Origin of the sequence: Vibrio gigantis, assembly GCF_024347515.1 — a bacterium.
Lineage (GTDB): Bacteria > Pseudomonadota > Gammaproteobacteria > Enterobacterales > Vibrionaceae > Vibrio > Vibrio gigantis.
Window position 1 is genome coordinate 166,518 of record NZ_AP025492.1, and the last position, 17,571, is coordinate 184,088.

The window sequence follows — 17,571 nt, forward strand, 5'->3', positions numbered from 1 at the left end:
AACATCCAGTTGTAAAGTAAAACCCTTAGTATTGCTTCATTGTTATTCTCAGTGTTTCCCTTGGCTTCATAGATACATTAAATAATTCAAGCTTTCAGCGCATCGCACTTTTGGCGATTAATTTTTTATTTTTATATAAGGGACACATCATGTCTAACAAAACAAACGGCGTAGTAAAATGGTTTAACGAAGAGAAAGGTTTCGGTTTCCTAACTCAAGACAACGGCGGCGCTGACGTATTCGTTCACTTCCGTGCTATCGCATCTGAAGGTTTCAAGACTCTTAAAGAAGGCCAACAAGTGTCTTTCGAAGTAGAGCAAGGCCAAAAAGGTCTTCAAGCTGCAAACGTTGTAGCTCTATAAGATTTTAAGTGGCGCAAGTTGCAATAGCAACTTGCGCCACTTTCCCCTTTAAACACCCCCTCTTAGCTTTCTCGAAATACCCCCCACTTCTTATTATATTTAATCTCTATTTTTCTATTACCCCTAGTAATGTGAATGGCGCGACTACTATTGCTTATAGCTAGTTATATAGAATTAAAAAGTTCGTTATTTTTATTCCTTGTCTGAAAAACCTTTGTTCATGATTGGCATCGCTATGTCTGAGTTCATCGAGTTTCATTCCTTAAAAACAGATTTACCTGCTCGTCGTTGATGAGTAAAGTTATGTAAAGCTCTAACAGAGTCATTGTTTAGTGCTTTTAATCTCGCTATCTTCAACTCACAGTTTTTTATAGGGTTCGAGATGCAAAGCCATTACACATCCACAATTTGTATGCTGCTCATTGTGCTGATAGCGACAGTGCTATCTATTGATGTCGCTCGCTCCGAAGTTTCCCCTAGCTACCCTATAGAGCAACAAAGTTCCGTTACTTTTCAGCTTATTGAGATCGATACTTGCTACACAGCCCCTACCATTACCCAAAAAACAGCTCAAGGTTGCTGCAAGCCGGGTGGTTCATGTTTTGAAAAGCAGTGTTGTGTCCATTTGCCATCAATGGGTAGTGCACTATTGGGTGTAGGTCTGCGCCTATCTCCCCCTCCGCTATATACGTATAACACCACACCTTATGTAGCTCTTTATTCCAATGCAGATAGCCGTTCACGCTATCGTCCCCCAATTTTTCAATCTTAATTCCTCTGCGATAACTCGCATCAATTTATCTACACGATCTCTGTGTATTTAAACATTTTGTGTAAATAGCCTGCTATTTGCACTGGATTGTTATGGAAATAAGATTATGAACTTTACATTAATGACTAAGGTGCTTGCCTGCGCGGCAGCTCTCTCTATTACGTTTTTCACATGCCTCCCTAAAAGCACGTTGTTAGGAGGTTCTCATGACGCATAGAACTTTGACGGCGTTACTCTTTTCTTCAGTGTGCTTGATTTGGGGTACAACGTGGTTGGCTATGGAGATTGCAGTGGAGAGCATTCCACCGATTTTTGCTACTGGACTACGCTTTCTGATTGCCGCACCAATACTGGTCATGTTGGCCAAACACTTGAAGCAGCCGCTGTTTTTCCCTAAAGGGCAGCAGTACTGGATGTTGGTGGTCGCGGTTTTTTACTTTGCGATTCCGTTTACCTTGATGATCTTTGGTGAGCAATACATATCGTCTGGCTTGGCATCAATTATTTTTGCCAATATGCCGATCGCTGTGATGGTGATGTCGAGACTGTTTCTAGGATTGAGATTAACCAATATACAACTGGCAGGTTTATTCACCGCAGTACTGAGTCTGATTTTAATTTTGTCTACTGAGATGAGTCTCGGTGGGCAAGACTATTTACTGGGTTTTGGGGCTCTTGGCGGAGCTGTGGCTATTCACGCGGTGATGTATGTTTTGGTCGAGAAGTTCTGTAAAGGTGTACCGGTTTTAACCTACAACGCAGTACCGAGTCTTATCGCTTCGATCTGTTTATTGCTGGTTTCATTGGTCGTCGAGCAGCCTGATATTACGGGCTATTCAAGGGAAGCGATTGGAGCGGTAGTGTACCTAGGGTTGTTTGCGAGTGTCGGCGGAATTGTGGCCTACTTTAAGCTAGGACAAGTATCGAGCCCATTTACGGCATCCATCTGTTTTCTGTTCTTCCCGCTAATCGCACTGACACTATCTACCTGGTTTGCTGGGAACAGTATATCGATGGTTTCAGTGTTACTGATGATCCCACTACTGGGGGGAATCTTAGTCACTAAAGCTGACCCTAAGTTGTGGAAAAGAGTACGTAAGCTTAAGCATGCTTTATAGGTAGATTGCTTCACCTAAAAAAAAGCCTCTGAATGTTCAGAGGCTTTAAGGGCAGTCTTGTTAATCCAGATTATTCAATGTTCTGAATTTGCTCACGCATCTGTTCGATAAGAACTTTAAGCTCTACGCCCGATGCTGTGATGTCTGTACTGATAGATTTAGACGCTAGCGTGTTTGACTCACGGTTGAACTCTTGCATCATGAAGTCTAGCTTACGGCCACAAGCGCCACCTTTCTTCAGTACTACATTCGCTTCTTTCACATGAGAGTCTAGACGGTCTAGCTCTTCTGCTACGTCTGACTTCTGTGCAAGTAGGATAAGCTCTTGCTCAACACGAGAACCTTCAAGTTCAATTTTCGCATCTTCAAATTTGGTAAGAAGACGCTCACGTTGCCACTCTAGGATTTCAGGCATGCGTGCACGAACTTTCACGACTTCTTCAGTGATTGCATCTAAGCGCTGTACAATTAGCGCCTTCATGTTTTCGCCTTCACGAGCACGAGCATCAATGAATTCTGCGATTGCATCGTTGAATGCTTCAAGTAAGTCTTTGTTGATGGCATCCATGTCTTGCTCTGGCGTTTCCATCACGCCAGGCCAGTTCATCACTTGGAATGGGTTCAAACGGCTCTCTTCGCCAGTCATCGTCATCACTTGGTTCGCCGCATTTATCACTTGCTGCGCTAAACCTTCGTTAATGCTTAGCTCGCCTTTCGCTGCTGGGTTTGCTTCGAAGCGCAGGTTACATTCAACCTTGCCGCGCGCTAGGCGCTTACGGAAACGCTCACGTAGGATTGGCTCTAAACCACGGAACTGTTCAGGCATACGGAAGTAAGTTTCTAGGTAGCGCTGGTTTACACTACGGATTTCCCATACTGCTGTACCCCAATCGCCTTTTACTTCTTTGCGTGCGTACGCGGTCATACTATAAATCATCGAATTTTCCTGTCTTTTATCATTCTGAAAATAACGCGCACGCATAGTATCACGATACGAGTTGCACCCGAAGTCGATTGATTTTCACTATAAATAGCCTTTCAAGATAAATAGCTTTGAACGGCAAATAGATTTGAAAGATAAACTGCTATATAATCTTGCCCCAATCAAAACTGTCTCACCCCTTTCTTAGGTGATGCACTCTTTCGATAGTAAATCACTTCAGACTGTTAATAAGGTAGATACCAATGCGTCCAAATGACCGCGCTGTAGATCAAATTCGTCCAATTAAAATTACTCGTAACTACACAGCTTATGCTGAGGGTTCTGTATTAGTTGAGTTCGGCAACACTAAAGTTCTATGTAATGCGACGGTAGAAGAAAACGTACCGCGTTGGTTGAAAGGTCAAGGTAAGGGTTGGGTAACCGCTGAATACGGTATGCTGCCACGTGCAACGCACACTCGTAACCGTCGTGAAGCGGCGAGCGGTAAGCAAGGCGGTCGTACGATGGAAATCCAACGTCTGATCGCGCGTAGCCTACGTGCTGTTGTTGACCTGAAAGTAATGGGTGAAATCATGATCACTGTCGATTGTGATGTTATCCAAGCAGACGGCGGTACACGTACTGCTTCTATCTCAGGTGCAAGCGTAGCAATGGCTGATGCTATCAACAGCCTACTAGCAAGCGGCAAACTGAAAAAGAATCCAATGAAAGGCCACGTAGCGGCAGTTTCAGTGGGCATCGTTGGTGCACAAGCACTGTGTGATCTTGAGTACGTTGAAGACTCAGCAGCCGATACCGATATGAACGTTGTAATGACGGAAGACGGTAAGATGATTGAGATTCAAGGCACCGCAGAAGGCGAACCGTTCAGTCACGAAGAGCTGATGCAGCTTTTAGCCCTGGCGAATAAGGGCATTGCCGATATCGTCGAAGCGCAGAAAGCTGCGTTGGCCGACTAATTATTTAATAGCTCCCACATTGGGGGCTATTTTTTTATCTTCGTCGTATTCGCGCCCTCCGCGTTGTTAACTGCGCTTACTCACCCGAATCACTTACTACTCGTAAGCTCACGGGTTTCGCAAGCTTGTTGCCTAGCGGAAAACACGACTACTTAGAAGATACTAAGAAGAGTTTAAGTTAATTAAGTTTTATTGAGTAAACATAGAGGATGAGCATGAAAGCATATCAACGTGAATTTATTGAATTTGCACTAGAGAAAGAAGTACTTAAGTTTGGTGAGTTTACTTTAAAGTCTGGCCGTAAGAGCCCTTACTTCTTTAATGCTGGATTGTTTAACACAGGTCGTGACCTAGCGCGCTTAGGCCGCTTCTACGCAGCAGCATTGGCCGATTCTGGTATTGAGTTCGATGTACTATTTGGCCCTGCATACAAAGGTATTCCAATCGCGACGACAACAGCCGTAGCACTGGCAGATCACCACGATGTCGACACGCCTTACTGCTTTAACCGTAAAGAAGCAAAAAACCACGGCGAAGGCGGCAACCTAGTTGGTAGCGCACTGGAAGGTCGTATCATGCTGGTGGACGATGTAATCACTGCAGGTACTGCAATTCGTGAATCGATGGAAATCATCCAAGCGAATGGTGCTGATTTAGCAGGTGTTCTTGTTGCGATTGACCGTCAAGAGAAAGGCAAAGGCGAGTTGTCTGCAATCCAAGAAGTTGAACGCGATTTCGGTTGTGCGATTATCTCAATTGTTAGCCTGACTGACCTTGTGACTTTCCTTGAAGAGAAAGGCACAGATGAAGCGCACCTTGAGTCAGTAAAAGCGTACCGCGCTCAATACGGCATCTAATACAATTTGTTATAGCTATAGAATGCACAAGGGGCTGATGAATCATCAGCCCCTTTTCTTTTGGTTCAGAAATTATTTGTAGCGGCTACTCTACTTATAACGAACACCGCGTTCTGCTTCTGGGTCTTCCATTGTTTTGAAGCGCTTGTGCAGCCACATCCACTGTTCTGGTGCTCTTAAGATAATCTTCTCAAGATAGCTGTTCATGTAGGCAGCGGCGGCTTTCTCATCTTTCTGCGGATAGTTATCTTCGATTGACTCATCGGCCATGATTTCATACTTGCCGCCGGCATTTCTAAAACCAGACCCCGGAACAAGTGCACATCGACTGGTGTACGCAAGAATGCTGGTGCCTGTGGTGGTACATGCATCTTCTACCGCGAAGAAAGGCACAAACACAGACTTGTTACGACCGTAATCATGATCCGGTAGGTAGAAAAGGATCTCACCCTGACGCAGAATTCGAATCATACGCTTCACGTCTTTACGGTGAATCAGGCGATTGCCGTTCTGAGTTCGACCACGGTATTGAATGAACTCATAAGCTGGATTGTTGTGCGGGCGGTAAACCCCTAAACCAGAAATACCAAGAACAGCCATTGCTCGTGCGGTGATCTCTAGATTTAAGGCGTGTACACAACATAGAAGAACGCCTTTGCCGTTTTCTTTGTGAGTTCGTAGTGTTTGGGTGTCTTTATCTACTAGGATTCGCTTGAAACGCCACGTTGGCCAAAACCAGGTAATACCGGTTTCGATCAGCGCCATACCGGTGTTCTTAAAATTCTCGCTGACCATGGCCTCGACTTCATCTGCTGGCTTGTCCGGGAAGGCAAGTTCCAAGTTGCGTGTTGCTACTGCTACGCGCTTTTTGCCATAGCGAGCGCCCAGAGAGCCTAATGAGCGGCCTAACAGCAGTAAGATACGGTAAGGGAGAACGTTAACGATAAACGCCAATAACCCAAAGCCAAACCATACTCCCCAATATTTAGGGTGAAGCAATGCCAGAGTGAAAGGTGGCTTAGTAATAACGTGTTGTGTAGTGCTGTTTGTCGGAGAAATTTTCGTCGTCATAACCATCACTTAAAATTTGATTGCTACTTAATTTGATTGCTATTTAATTTGAGCGCTTAGCAGTGCCCAATAAGCATCAAAGTTTTCTGTTGGTTGATATTTGAAGTCTGAGCGAACAAATCGATTCAAGCTACCTTCAACCTGACCTAGCAGTTGAGCGGCTAAGATTTTCTCATCAACCGGGAATGATTTCCCTTCACGAAGCTTTCTTTCACGCAGAATCTGGCGAAGTTGCGTCTCAATGCGTTCGAAAAGTTGGTTGATGCGATCACGTAGGCGTTCATTTTCAAACATTAGAGCATGACCTGACAAAATTCGAGTCAGGCCTGGGTTACGTTCTGAGAAAACTAAGATAAGTTGCAGCACTAGGCGTATGCGCTCTAGCGTGTCTTTCTCTTCATCCAGAATACGGTTGATGCGAGACATCAACGCTTCTTCAATGAACTCGATGAGGCCTTCAAACATGCGGGCTTTGCTTGGGAAGTGGCGGTATAACGCAGCTTCAGAAACACCAACTTGCTTGGCTAACTTTACCGTTGTGATACGAGAAGCACCTTCGGTCGATTCCAACATTTGTGCGAGAGCTTGTAGGATTTCTTCACGACGGTTTGATTTTCGAGTACCAGCCATCTATTTACTTCCTTTCCTAAAGATGAGGATTGAGTGAAGAAGGATTATAAACACCATTCAATTCTGTTTCCTAGTTTTGTAAGCCCTAGGTCAACAGAATCGAGAGGTGTCAGCAGATTGTCAGAGCCAATTTGTGCGTTTATGCATCAATAAGCTGTTGGATCTGCTCGAGGATCTGGAAACCAAGTATGTCTTTGCTGTCCAGTGGCAGAGATTTATCGCCGCCCTTCCAATAAAGGTGCAACTCATTGCTACTGCTATTGAAGCCTTGGCCTGCGACTGAGACGTCGTTGGCACAAATCATGTCGAGGTTCTTTCTTTCTAGTTTGCCGCGCGCGTATTTCTCAACATCTTGAGTTTCTGCTGCGAAGCCAACAGTAAATGGACGACCTTCAGTCATTGAAGCGACAGAAGCGACGATATCTGGGTTCTTAACCATTTGAATGTTCATGTCATCTTTACCGTCGACTTTTTTAAGCTTCTGATCTGCAACTGTCTCAGGACGATAGTCTGCAACTGCAGCACAACCGATGAAAATGTCGTGCTGGGCAGCGCGTGAAGAAACGGCATCTAGCATCTGTTGAGCGCTATCAACATCAACGCGAGTGACATTATTTGGTGTCGCGAGTGATACTGGGCCACTGACTAAAGTAACCGCAGCGCCTTGTTTAGCTGCTGCTTCGGCCAGTGCATAGCCCATTTTTCCTGAGCTGTGATTGGTAATGTAGCGCACAGGATCGATCGCTTCTCGAGTCGGGCCAGCAGTAATAAGTACAGAGTGGCCTGCAAGTGGTTTAGGTTGGAAGAAGTCTTCACAGCGATGTACAAGCTGCATAGGCTCTAGCATGCGGCCCATGCCCACATCACCACACGCTTGTTCGCCAGCTGCCGGCCCCCAAATCTCACAACCACGACGTTTTAGTGTCGCGATGTTCTCTTGAGTAGCAGGGTGGCTGTACATCTGTTGGTTCATTGCCGGAGATACCGCAACTGGCGCATCGGTTGCTAGAACCAAAGTTGTCAGTAGGTCGTTACCCATGCCAGCTGTCATGCGAGCAATCAGATCAGCGGTTGCAGGCGCTAGTAATACCAAATCAGCCCACTTTGCGAGCTCGATGTGCCCCATGGAAGCCTCAGCAGCAGGATCAAGCAAACTATCAGACACTGGCCTTCCAGAGACGGCTTGCATGGTGAGAGGAGTAATGAACTCCTTGGCTGCATTCGTCATCACGACTTGTACTTGTGCTCCACGTTCAATTAAGCGTCGAGTCAGTTCGGCACATTTATACGCAGCGATACCACCACTAATGCCAAGTAGGATTTTTTTCCCAGCCAGGCCTTGTAGGTCAGCGTTATCCAGTTGATTAACCAATGTTTGCATGATTCTGTTCCTTAATTTCTCTGGGACTTACGATATCAGAACAAAGGATGAGTGCCTAGAAGCAGAAGTAGGACAGATTTGACGCTCATCAAGTTGGTGTTATCAAACTTATCAATTACATGATTTTGCTAGTGACTCGTTTCCTTTTATCGTAATCAAAGGATCTCTGATTACGATCTCATTAAGGTCATGAGTCATGTTTATGACAAGTGATTAGCTTTTATATGCCAATAGACAAAATGCCAGTCGAATCGATGCCAAGAGAAAAGTTATTGAGTCGAGGGCCTGATTCTTTGAGTGATGCGGAACTGCTCGCGATATTTCTGCGAACGGGGACACAAGGAATGAACGTCTTGGAGCTAGCTGACAAGCTGATCAAAGATTTTGGTTCGCTCCGTCATCTTTTTTCAGCAACGCAGGAAGAGTTTTGTGCTCATAAAGGGATGGGGCAGGCCAAGTATGTTCAACTGCAGGCCGTGTTAGAGATGACGCAGCGTTATCTAGCAGAGACTTTATCTCGTGGAGATGCGCTCACTAGCCCAAGTCATACTAAGCTTTATCTTTCGAGCATGTTGCGCGATCGCCAGCGAGAAGCCTTCTATATATTGTTCCTTGATAACCAAAATAGGGTAATCAAAGACGAAGTTATGTTCGAGGGAACCATCGATGCTGCATCTGTTTATCCGCGGGAAGTGGTTAAACGGGCACTTCATCATAATGCGGCAGCATTAATTTTAGCTCATAACCATCCTTCGGGTGTTGCAGAACCAAGCCAAGCCGATAGGCGGATTACACGTCGATTAACCGATGCACTGGCGCTGGTGGACATACGAATACTCGATCATTTTGTGGTTGGAGATGGCGAAGTTGTCTCTTTTGCAGAGCGTGGATGGATTTGAATCACATTTTAGGTTGTTAGTTGCGTTAAATCTGCTATTATTCCGCCCACATTTTTAGACCTAAAATCAGCTCTGATTACTCAAGCAAGCTGCGCTGCACAAAAAAAGATCACGAAATCCGTAAAAAGGATCTGTTCGGGTCTTGAGCAATGCGTGTCAAGTTAGTATAATGCGCGACCTTTGATAGCCTTGTATGGATTTTCCATAACGGTTTTTACCTTCTATTTTAATTGATAGAGAGGTTCGGCCACCAAGGTTGATATCGAGCTGAAACGATTGGAGAAGACATTCATGTCCCGAGTATGCCAAGTAACTGGTAAGCGTCCAGTAACGGGTAACAACCGTTCACACGCACGCAATGCTACTAAGCGCCGTTTTCTGCCGAACCTACAAACTCATCGTTTCTGGGTAGAGAGCGAAAAACGTTTTGTTAAACTACGTCTAACTGCTAAAGGCATGCGTATCATTGATAAGAAAGGCATCGATGCTGTTCTTGTTGATATCCGTGCACGTGGCGAAAACGTTTAAGAGGAATTAAGCAATGGCTAAAGGCATTCGTGAGAAAATTCGTCTAGTATCTTCTGCAGGTACTGGTCACTTCTACACAACTGATAAGAACAAGCGTAACATGCCAGGCAAATTTGAGATCAAAAAGTTTGATCCAGTAGTTCGCCAACACGTTATGTACAAAGAAGCTAAAATCAAGTAATTGATGCTTTTTTTGCTCTTCTTCAGTAGAAGAAAGAATTGAAAAACCCAGCTTAATCGCTGGGTTTTTTTATATCTAAAATTTGAGTTACTCAATTGTTTTGAGCGATATAGCATCTAATCGATAGAAGCTGCGTTTAATTGAGGGGCTATTTAGTAGAAAATCGCACAACATAGAAAGTATCGCCACTTTCACGATATACTGATTACTCAATAGGTTAGATGAGTAGAATTAGATGAGATATCGCGGGCGTAGGTGGAACAACATACTCATGTTAAGCGTGATCGCTTTTATTGGCGTGTTAAACCTTCCAACATTGATCAAAGCGTACCTTATCGAACCTGAACCTCAGGTTGATAGCCCTTATCCTTATCTTCTGAATCCAGCAGCAGAGCTTCAAGCGTTACACTTTGCTAAGTGGTCTATCGTTCAACAAGACAATCAATGGGTTTACCAGCTCAAAGGTACTGGCTTCCCTCAAGCCACCAATGCACAAGAGTTGTCACAACGTTGGAAAGAGCTTGTGGGCACGGAAGTCGACTCTCAGACCTATACAGACCTTACTCCTCGGTTAAATACACCGCACACCATTGAAGTATGGTATCAAGACCAAGAAGAGCCCCAACGTATTACCTATTATCAATTGCCTGAGTTCTGGTTACTAAAAAACTGGAATGATCAGTGGTTGGCGGTGTCGGTTGATAGAGATTTCCTTTTTCCTTAACTAGCAGAATATTAATAGTTTTACTCATTTATTTTTCTGCTTTTGTGATTTTCTTCCTACACTTAAATAGCAATTCTAGGTTTAGAATCTGTTTTTGAGAGTAGTAATATGAAGAGATTTACCTTTGCTTTATCCACTTTTTTACCATTCTTTGTTCATGCACACACTTTTGAAGTTAGCACTAACCTTCAAGACGGTACTTATGTTGGCGAGCCGGGTTTCTATCACACCAAAAATAGTGTTGAGGGAGGCTTAGGTATTCGCTTTATCTACGAACTTGAGGTATGGGATATCTTCGCCAAGTACGCGATGGGGAATTCAGACTTTCGTGACTCAAAAACCTACGCGGGCGGCGTCCGATACAGAGTGAACGATCAACATTGGATCTCTGCTGAATACAAAGGGTTGTATGCGAAAGAACAATACGAAGTCGACGATAGAATTTTAGACCCTACCCATCAGAATGCCATTACCAACGGTGAATGGGGGACATTTGCTATTGCGCGTTATCAATACAACTTAGCCAGTGAGGATTATCCATTTTACTTTGGGTTTGAACTCGCAACGGATACGACCACCACTGCATTAGTCGAAGACGATGCATCGGTTTTGGCTGGATACAACAACGATAAGTATTTTGCTGAAGCAAAAGTAGGGGAAGAACTAATGTGGCTTTCTTTAGGGTTAACTTTTGAGTTGTAATCTATGGGTTTACGCGAGAACATCGTGTTAAACCTTTGTGATTAAAAAGAGTGTGATATGCCAGAGTTGCCTGAAGTTGAAGTAAGCCGCATGGGTATAAGCCCGCATTTAGTTGGCCAAACGATTAAATCAATTACTTTTCGAACGCCAAAGTTGAGGTGGGATATCCCTCAAGAACTTAAACATCTGGAAGGAGAGGTAATAGAACAGATAACTCGTCGTGCGAAATATTTGATCATTCAAACTCAGGCAGGTAATGCAATTGTCCATTTAGGCATGTCTGGCTCATTAAGGGTGCTTGATGCGGGATTGACTCCCGGTAAACATGACCATATCGATCTCAAATTAACAAATGGAAAGATCCTGCGATATAACGATCCTCGTCGATTTGGCGCGTGGCTGTGGTCCAAACCGGATGAAGTACATTCAGTGTTACTAGGCTCAGGCCCTGAACCTTTAACTGAAGAGTTTAATGCCGCTCACCTTGCTGAAAAGGCGAAAGGACGCAAAGTTGCTATCAAACAGTTTGTTATGGACAACAAAGTCGTGGTTGGTGTCGGTAATATCTATGCTAATGAAGCTCTGTTCTCTTCGAAAATTCATCCTTTTCGTCCCGCTAATAAAGTGACATCTGCTGAATGGGAGCTAATCACCCAAGAGATAAAGCAAGTATTGGCAACTGCCATTAAACAAGGCGGAACAACACTAAAAGATTTTGCTCAGGCGGATGGTAAGCCTGGCTACTTTGCGCAAGAGCTGCAGGTGTATGGTAAAGCGGGTGAGCCGTGTCCAAGTTGTGGTGAATTATTGCAGGAGCAGAAAATAGGTCAGAGGAACACGTTTTTCTGTGATTCTTGCCAAACATAATACCTTTCGAACTCCCATTTTTCTAATATGATCCGAGCATGGTATTGAGCTGTGATATCATGTTGCGTTTTATTTAACCACCCCATCCAGAAGCGTGAAACATGGATTTTGACCAAAATTATCGTAAGTTAACTCGCACACTTATCGTGCTCTTTATTGCGGGTATTGCACTCCTGTCTCTTTCTCGTGCATTGTTCTACTTGCAGATTGTGGACCCTTCAGAATTAGTCGGTATAGAAACCGATGTCTGGCGTGCTTTCTGGGTTGGGCTTCGTTTTGACGCAAAAGTGGTCGCAATTGGATTTGCCCCTTTGTTATTGATAGGACTTATTCTTTCTAGCTTCTCTTCCATTTATACAAAGTTCACTCGAGCTATCCCTAGCTATAGCGCCTTGATATTTTTCTTATTGTCGGGAATGTCGATTGCCAATTATTACTATTACGTCACTTATGGGACCTATATTGATGTCTTTGTTTTTGGGCTAATAGATGATGATACCGAAGCGGTACTAGAAAATGCTTGGGCAGATTACCCAATCTTACGCTCTTTTTTGACGGCTATCTTTGTTGGACTATTAGGCTATGTTGGCTCAAGCAAGCTCATTGCCTATTTCGAGAATAAAAGCTGGGGTACTCGTCGTTGGTGGCAAGTTACTGTGTCTGTTGCCGCTATGATTGCTGTGACAGTGGTTATTGCTCGAGGTTCTGTCGGTACGCTGCCTTTGAAGCGCTATCATGCCAACGTATCTCAATATGCTCCGCTTAATAATATTACTCCTAACGCATTTATGGCGCTTGATTGGGCCAAGAGTGACTACAAAAAACAATCTAAATTTGAGCCTATTTCTAAACAAGCTTTAGATCAGCAAATGATCAAAGTGTTAGGGCAACCTAATCCGATTTATACGACGCCTAAAAATGATTACCTAGAAGCCCATCAACCACATGTTGTTATGGCATTGATGGAGGGACTTGGAAACAATGTGCTTGTGGAAGATGATCCAGAAAACAATGATTTGTTGGGCTCTTTAAGAAAGCACTTTGATGAGGATTTTGTCTTTGAGCGTTTCATGGCGGGTACCTCTGCGACGATAGACAGCATTGTTATGATGCTGTTCCATAGTGATATACCGACAATCAGTCACTCAAGTGCACAACGTGTTAAATTACCAAGTTCTGCTGTCTTGCCGTATAAACAGGCGGGCTATGATGTTGTGTTTATATATGGTGGCAACAGTATGTGGCGTAATCTCGCTAACTATTTACCTCGCCAGGGGTTTGATGTTGTTTATGACGAAAATAGTATTATTAAAGCATTCCCAGAAGCTAAAAAGGAAGCGGATACCTGGGGAGTTCCAGACGAATTTACCTTTAAGTTTGCTCGTAAATTGCTTGATGAAGCAGACAAGCCGCAAATGATATACATCATGACTGTGACCAATCATTCTCCATTTAGAGCGCCTTCAGGTTATCAAGCTAAACCAGTACGTGAAAGCGAACGCCTAAAACAGTTACTCGGCTCAATGGAAGAGGAAGCGAAAGATCTGCTTCAGGTTTACCAATATGCGAACGACTCTTTGGGGCAATTTATTACTGGTGTGAAGGCATCGCCGCTAGGGAAGCAAACCTTGATAGCTGCTTCAGGCGATCATCGTATGCGTTATTTAGCGACGGATTCTAAAGAGGAGTTCGGTCTTACGTTTGGTGTGCCATTTTATATGTATGTTCCAAGTGAAGTTTTAGAGCATACAGAGTATGAATATGATGGAAATAGGATCGGTTCACATCGAGATGTTTATCCAACGCTGTATCATTTCAGTTTGTCTGATCAAGAATATGTTTCTCTAGGTGGGGAGAATATGCTGTCTCAAAATGGTGTGAGTGACATTGGGTACAACAACGCTCGTACGATTACGAATCATGGGGCGTTTGCCAATACGAATGCAGAAAGACTGTTTCCTTGGCGTGATGAAGGTAGCTTGTTTAACTTGAATAGCAGTGTTGAAAACCCAGACCAGCTCTGGGCTCAGGAGTATCATAAACTGCAGAACTACTATTTACGCTATCAAGTGATGGCTGACCCTGAATCTAAATAGTACAACGGCCTTCAGAATTGAGGGCCGTTTTTTTAAATATGCTTTTTATTATGAAGTGCCCCTGCGATCACTTCCGGTACAAATTGAGTTACGTCCCCACCATGAATGGCGACCTCTCTGACGATTGTGGAAGAGATAAAGGCGTACTCTTCTGCAGGCGTTAGGAATACGCTCTCTAGGCCTGGCATGAGTCTACGGTACATGTTGGTTAGTCCAAATTCGTACTCAAAGTCGACCGTTGTGCGCAGACCTCTGATTAAGACGTTTGCTTCGACTTCTTTCGCAAAATCGACCATGAGTCCACTGAACCCTTGTGCTGTTACATTATCAAGGTGCTTAGTGACTTCGATACAAAACTCTACACGTTCTTCTAATGTGAACATGGTGTTTTTACTCGGGCTGGCAGCAACAGCGATGATCACTTCGTCAAACATCTTTGATGCTCGCTCGATAAGATCAAGGTGTCCATTAGTCAATGGATCAAAGGTTCCTGGGTAAACGACACGCGATAGAGTTTTATTTGACACAATCTTTTCTCAATTGATTAATCTGAACTAATGCTAACAAATACACTCCTATTTCACTAACTTAGTCGGTATGATTGAGGAAGAAAAATAGATGGTAAGCACCGAAATGAAAAAAATTCTAGTTATTCGTAACGATAAAATTGGTGATTTTATGCTCGCTTGGCCAAGTTTTGCGATGCTGAAGTTATCGATGCCTCAGGCTCATATCACTGCTCTAGTGCCTAAATATACTGTGCAACTGGCTGAACTCTGTCCATGGATCGACGATGTCATCGTGGATTGCACCAAAAATGCAGGCAAAACGGAGCAAAAGGCACTGATTGATGACATTAAATCTAGAAAGTTTGATGCGTCTATTAATCTGTTTTCAACCACTTACAATGCACTGCTTGTATGGAAGTCGGGAATAAAGTACCGATTGGCACCAGCAACCAAATTTGCGCAGATATTTTATAACCGTCGTATTAAGCAGAGACGTTCTCAGTCTGCGAAACCAGAGTACCAATATAATCTCGATCTTATTAGAGCTTTTTTAAACGAACAGTCGGTCTCGGTGGTAGAGCCTCAGGCGCCTTACTTCGCTTTTCCAAAAGGAGCACTAGATGAGCAAAAAGTGAAATTGACAGAAGTGCTTAATATCGACGCCAGTAAACCATGGCTGTTTGTTCATGCGGGAACTGGTGGGTCAGCGAATAACCTAACATTAGAGCAATATGCAACTATGTTAACTGGATTGGAGCATACGCACGAGCTTGTGGTTACTGCAGGGCCGGGGGAAGAGAAAAAAGCACAACAACTCCTCGAGTTAGTCGTGAAGAAAGGTGGCAAAGGTGCTGTTTATTCAAAGAACGATGGTTTGATTGATTTTACCCGCTCGATTGCGTGTGCAAGTGTCTTCATTGCTGGTTCTACTGGACCGCTGCATATTGCAGCCACGTTGGATGTGCCAACAGTCGGGTTTTTTCCGAGCAAGCGCTCTTCTACTCCTCTTCGTTGGCGTCCTCTAAACTCTGATAAGCGCCATCTTGCATTTTCTCCGCCAAAAGGTGGGGGAGAGGCAATGGAAGCGGATATGAGCCGTATTGATATCAATACGACTCTAGAACAACTTAATCCTTGGGCTTCTCAGTACTTGTCCTAATCCAAAGATCTGCATATTTCACAAGGGTGGAGTGTGCAGATAATACCGAAAGCAGGAAGCCTTGTTTTCCATCCAAAAAGCCTGCTTTAAATACATACATTTTCAGAAAGCATGCAACAGCATGAAACATGCCCTCTAGAATGCTACTCTTTTTGCCGCGTTTTTCTCGTTGTTCCGCCCAAGCTTGAGCGTAGCCAGCAGATTTTACCAAGTAGTGATGTAAGTCGTTGTAGGTGTAGTGGATAGCATCACCAGACAACTCTTTTACATTCATATCTGTAGAGATTTCCACTTTTTCGTGGACTAGTGAGTCATCATATTGGGTTAATTGAGTCGGGTACAACCTTACGACTCTATCTGGGTACCAACCACAGTGACGAATATAGCGACCAAATACCCAGCTCAAGCGACATATATTGTAAAGCGTGTTTTGTTCATTTTTTTCAACGGCTTGTTGAATACTGACCTTTAGCTCATCTGTGATACGTTCATCTGCGTCCAACCACAAAATAAAATCTGACTCGACATATTCTTGGGCAAGACGTCGTTGTGGGCCAAACCCAGGCCAATCTTTGTTAACGTGGAACTTTTCCGTGTACTTACGAGCGACTTCTTCTGTCTCATCTGTACTGCCTGAATCCAGAATAACGATTTCATTAACCCAATCTGCGACTGTTTTAAGGCAAGCATCGAGGTTTTTTGCTTCATTTTTAACAATGAGCGCGACTGCCAATGTTGGTTTTACTAGGCTTGTCATGAGTTATTTACCTTGTATGATATTTTTAAAAGATTGCACAACTGATTCAACAGAGATGTCTGCCATTATATCGTTACCTTTTACCCGAGTACTCCAAGGTAGTTCAGAGACAGGTTTTCCGTGTTGTTTTTCTGCATGTTGATTATAAACACTCACGACATGGTCTAAATTGTTATAAGGACCTGTTCTTAGCGGGTTGCTGTGACCGTATAAGCCGATAACCGGTGTGCCCTGAGTTGTGGCTATGTGAGCTGGACCTGAGTCAGGAGCAACAACAACAGTGGCTTCTTTGAGGACTGCTGCTAGCTGTTTTAGGGAGGTTTTTCCAACCAAGTTTAAAGCGGAGTGAGTCATTTTGTCCGTGATCACTTTTGCGAGAGTCACCTCTCGTTTAGCTGGTGAGCCGCAGATTACCACCTGATAACCTTGGTATACTGCATAATCGGCAAATTCGGCGTAGCGCTCAGGCAACCAGTTACGCTCATCTTTACTTGCCGCTGGGCTAATGACAACCGTAGGGTTTGAGCCCAATGACTCTTTGGCAAACAGAGTATCTTCGGCACCAATAGGTAAGTTCCATTCGGGTATAGAACGAGGCACACCTAAATACTCGATAAAAGAATAGAAATTGTCGAGAACATGCTGAGATTGAACATCCCCGATTTTTTTATTCGTAAAAAGCCATTGAGCTTCTTTAGCTCGCTTGAAGTTAAAACCGATTTTATGATTGGCCTTGATGCCTAAAGTGAGCAAACTCGCTCTTAAAGCTAGCTGCATATGAACTAAAGCATCGAACTTGCGGTCAGATAACTTTTTCCATACGTCTTTCATACCAGTAAAACCAGCTTTCTTATCAAAGACAATAAGCTCTACACCTTCTAGCCCCTCCAGTAGTTGGGCTTCAACCTTGCCAATGATCCAAGTGACCTTGGTTGTAGGCCATTGTTTTTGCAAGGCTTGTACTACTGCGACCGCGTGACAAACGTCACCGATGGCAGACAAACGCAAAAAACAAACAGATTCAGGTGCTTGAGTAAAAAGGGGCATAAAAATCGC

Annotated in this window: 19 protein-coding genes; 12 read left to right on the plus strand and 7 right to left on the minus strand. The window is 43.9% G+C overall.

The genetic code is table 11. From position 1 onward, the window contains the following. Window positions 1–149 precede the first annotated feature (149 nt). Window positions 150–362: a transcription antiterminator/RNA stability regulator CspE gene (gene cspE, locus OCV56_RS00770; protein ID WP_004735656.1), complete on the plus strand. Its 213-nt coding sequence runs from the start codon at window positions 150–152 to the stop codon at window positions 360–362. A gap of 978 nt (window positions 363–1,340) precedes the next feature. Beyond that, window positions 1,341–2,252: a DMT family transporter gene (locus tag OCV56_RS00775; protein WP_086711720.1), complete on the plus strand. Its 912-nt coding sequence runs from the start codon at window positions 1,341–1,343 to the stop codon at window positions 2,250–2,252. 70 nt (window positions 2,253–2,322) lie between these two features. Here the strand turns inward: OCV56_RS00775 and OCV56_RS00780 are convergent, their stop codons facing one another. Beyond that, the gene (locus OCV56_RS00780; RefSeq protein ID WP_029405802.1) at window positions 2,323–3,189 is read right to left on the minus strand and encodes a YicC/YloC family endoribonuclease; all 867 of its coding nucleotides are present in this window, start codon (window positions 3,187–3,189) and stop codon (window positions 2,323–2,325) included. Window positions 3,190–3,437: 248 nt separating this feature from the next. Between OCV56_RS00780 and rph the strand changes: the two genes are divergently transcribed. Together rph and pyrE are read left to right on the plus strand one after the other, a co-directional pair. Further along, window positions 3,438–4,154 (plus strand): ribonuclease PH, encoded by a 717-nt coding sequence (gene rph, locus OCV56_RS00785; RefSeq protein ID WP_009847983.1) that lies wholly within the window; start codon window positions 3,438–3,440, stop codon window positions 4,152–4,154. A gap of 215 nt (window positions 4,155–4,369) precedes the next feature. Then, the gene (gene pyrE / locus OCV56_RS00790; RefSeq protein WP_086711723.1) at window positions 4,370–5,011 is read left to right on the plus strand and encodes an orotate phosphoribosyltransferase; all 642 of its coding nucleotides are present in this window, start codon (window positions 4,370–4,372) and stop codon (window positions 5,009–5,011) included. 90 nt (window positions 5,012–5,101) lie between these two features. On the opposite strand, the gene lpxL is transcribed toward pyrE, so the two are convergent. The 3 genes from lpxL to coaBC all read right to left on the minus strand — a co-directional run bounded on the left by lpxL (window position 5,102) and on the right by coaBC (window position 8,093). Next, window positions 5,102–6,082 (minus strand): LpxL/LpxP family Kdo(2)-lipid IV(A) lauroyl/palmitoleoyl acyltransferase, encoded by a 981-nt coding sequence (gene lpxL, locus OCV56_RS00795; protein WP_086711728.1) that lies wholly within the window; start codon window positions 6,080–6,082, stop codon window positions 5,102–5,104. A gap of 39 nt (window positions 6,083–6,121) precedes the next feature. Continuing rightward, window positions 6,122–6,712, minus strand: coding sequence for a nucleoid occlusion factor SlmA (gene slmA / locus OCV56_RS00800; RefSeq protein WP_004741428.1), 591 nt, complete (start codon window positions 6,710–6,712; stop codon window positions 6,122–6,124). Window positions 6,713–6,851: 139 nt separating this feature from the next. Beyond that, window positions 6,852–8,093, minus strand: a complete 1,242-nt coding sequence (gene coaBC, locus OCV56_RS00805) for a bifunctional phosphopantothenoylcysteine decarboxylase/phosphopantothenate--cysteine ligase CoaBC (protein WP_086711731.1) — start codon at window positions 8,091–8,093, stop codon at window positions 6,852–6,854. A gap of 224 nt (window positions 8,094–8,317) precedes the next feature. Between coaBC and radC the strand changes: the two genes are divergently transcribed. From radC to OCV56_RS00840, 7 genes are all read left to right on the plus strand, one after another. Continuing rightward, a complete protein-coding gene (radC, locus tag OCV56_RS00810) occupies window positions 8,318–8,992 on the plus strand; it encodes a RadC family protein (protein ID WP_086711734.1) in 675 nt (224 codons plus the stop codon). Window positions 8,993–9,283: 291 nt separating this feature from the next. Further along, entirely contained in the window at window positions 9,284–9,520 is a 237-nt protein-coding gene (gene rpmB / locus OCV56_RS00815) for a 50S ribosomal protein L28 (protein ID WP_004728407.1), read from the plus strand. 13 nt (window positions 9,521–9,533) lie between these two features. Next, window positions 9,534–9,701 carry a 50S ribosomal protein L33 gene (gene rpmG, locus OCV56_RS00820; RefSeq protein WP_002535344.1) on the plus strand — a complete coding sequence of 56 codons (168 nt, stop codon included), beginning with the start codon at window positions 9,534–9,536 and terminating at the stop codon, window positions 9,699–9,701. A gap of 235 nt (window positions 9,702–9,936) precedes the next feature. Further along, window positions 9,937–10,425: a hypothetical protein gene (locus OCV56_RS00825; protein ID WP_086711737.1), complete on the plus strand. Its 489-nt coding sequence runs from the start codon at window positions 9,937–9,939 to the stop codon at window positions 10,423–10,425. A 108-nt stretch (window positions 10,426–10,533) separates the two neighbouring features. After that, window positions 10,534–11,127 (plus strand): hypothetical protein, encoded by a 594-nt coding sequence (locus OCV56_RS00830; RefSeq protein ID WP_086711740.1) that lies wholly within the window; start codon window positions 10,534–10,536, stop codon window positions 11,125–11,127. A 57-nt stretch (window positions 11,128–11,184) separates the two neighbouring features. Beyond that, complete coding sequence (mutM, locus tag OCV56_RS00835; protein WP_086711743.1) at window positions 11,185–11,994, plus strand: bifunctional DNA-formamidopyrimidine glycosylase/DNA-(apurinic or apyrimidinic site) lyase; 810 nt, start codon at window positions 11,185–11,187, stop codon at window positions 11,992–11,994. Window positions 11,995–12,095: 101 nt separating this feature from the next. Continuing rightward, window positions 12,096–14,090 (plus strand): LTA synthase family protein, encoded by a 1,995-nt coding sequence (locus OCV56_RS00840; protein WP_086711746.1) that lies wholly within the window; start codon window positions 12,096–12,098, stop codon window positions 14,088–14,090. Window positions 14,091–14,122: 32 nt separating this feature from the next. Here the strand turns inward: OCV56_RS00840 and coaD are convergent, their stop codons facing one another. Beyond that, the gene (coaD, locus tag OCV56_RS00845; protein WP_086711749.1) at window positions 14,123–14,617 is read right to left on the minus strand and encodes a pantetheine-phosphate adenylyltransferase; all 495 of its coding nucleotides are present in this window, start codon (window positions 14,615–14,617) and stop codon (window positions 14,123–14,125) included. A 106-nt stretch (window positions 14,618–14,723) separates the two neighbouring features. On the opposite strand from coaD, the gene OCV56_RS00850 reads away from it, so the two are divergent. Continuing rightward, window positions 14,724–15,758 carry a glycosyltransferase family 9 protein gene (locus tag OCV56_RS00850; protein WP_086711907.1) on the plus strand — a complete coding sequence of 345 codons (1,035 nt, stop codon included), beginning with the start codon at window positions 14,724–14,726 and terminating at the stop codon, window positions 15,756–15,758. Here OCV56_RS00850 and OCV56_RS00855 read toward each other — a convergent pair. Together OCV56_RS00855 and OCV56_RS00860 are read right to left on the minus strand one after the other, a co-directional pair. Further along, complete coding sequence (locus OCV56_RS00855; protein ID WP_086711751.1) at window positions 15,727–16,515, minus strand: glycosyltransferase family 2 protein; 789 nt, start codon at window positions 16,513–16,515, stop codon at window positions 15,727–15,729. The two genes, OCV56_RS00850 and OCV56_RS00855, sit on opposite strands and share 32 nt — an antisense overlap. Before the next feature lie 3 nt (window positions 16,516–16,518). After that, window positions 16,519–17,562, minus strand: coding sequence for a glycosyltransferase family 9 protein (locus tag OCV56_RS00860; protein ID WP_086711754.1), 1,044 nt, complete (start codon window positions 17,560–17,562; stop codon window positions 16,519–16,521). Window positions 17,563–17,571 lie beyond the last annotated feature (9 nt).

Bases quoted from the DNA above. Each gene is read 5' to 3' on its own strand.
- OCV56_RS00825 (WP_086711737.1), top strand. From the start codon at position 9,937: ATGAGATATCGCGGGCGTAGGTGGAACAACATACTCATGTTAAGCGTG.
- coaBC (WP_086711731.1), bottom strand. From the start codon at position 8,093: ATGCAAACATTGGTTAATCAACTGGATAACGCTGACCTACAAGGCCTG.
- rpmB (WP_004728407.1), top strand. From the start codon at position 9,284: ATGTCCCGAGTATGCCAAGTAACTGGTAAGCGTCCAGTAACGGGTAAC.
- slmA (WP_004741428.1), bottom strand. From the start codon at position 6,712: ATGGCTGGTACTCGAAAATCAAACCGTCGTGAAGAAATCCTACAAGCT.
- radC (WP_086711734.1), top strand. From the start codon at position 8,318: ATGCCAATAGACAAAATGCCAGTCGAATCGATGCCAAGAGAAAAGTTA.
- OCV56_RS00850 (WP_086711907.1), top strand. From the start codon at position 14,724: ATGAAAAAAATTCTAGTTATTCGTAACGATAAAATTGGTGATTTTATG.
- mutM (WP_086711743.1), top strand. From the start codon at position 11,185: ATGCCAGAGTTGCCTGAAGTTGAAGTAAGCCGCATGGGTATAAGCCCG.
- OCV56_RS00780 (WP_029405802.1), bottom strand. From the start codon at position 3,189: ATGATTTATAGTATGACCGCGTACGCACGCAAAGAAGTAAAAGGCGAT.
- OCV56_RS00775 (WP_086711720.1), top strand. From the start codon at position 1,341: ATGACGCATAGAACTTTGACGGCGTTACTCTTTTCTTCAGTGTGCTTG.
- rpmG (WP_002535344.1), top strand. From the start codon at position 9,534: ATGGCTAAAGGCATTCGTGAGAAAATTCGTCTAGTATCTTCTGCAGGT.
- rph (WP_009847983.1), top strand. From the start codon at position 3,438: ATGCGTCCAAATGACCGCGCTGTAGATCAAATTCGTCCAATTAAAATT.
- lpxL (WP_086711728.1), bottom strand. From the start codon at position 6,082: ATGACGACGAAAATTTCTCCGACAAACAGCACTACACAACACGTTATT.
- OCV56_RS00855 (WP_086711751.1), bottom strand. From the start codon at position 16,515: ATGACAAGCCTAGTAAAACCAACATTGGCAGTCGCGCTCATTGTTAAA.
- cspE (WP_004735656.1), top strand. From the start codon at position 150: ATGTCTAACAAAACAAACGGCGTAGTAAAATGGTTTAACGAAGAGAAA.
- OCV56_RS00860 (WP_086711754.1), bottom strand. From the start codon at position 17,562: ATGCCCCTTTTTACTCAAGCACCTGAATCTGTTTGTTTTTTGCGTTTG.
- OCV56_RS00840 (WP_086711746.1), top strand. From the start codon at position 12,096: ATGGATTTTGACCAAAATTATCGTAAGTTAACTCGCACACTTATCGTG.
- pyrE (WP_086711723.1), top strand. From the start codon at position 4,370: ATGAAAGCATATCAACGTGAATTTATTGAATTTGCACTAGAGAAAGAA.
- OCV56_RS00830 (WP_086711740.1), top strand. From the start codon at position 10,534: ATGAAGAGATTTACCTTTGCTTTATCCACTTTTTTACCATTCTTTGTT.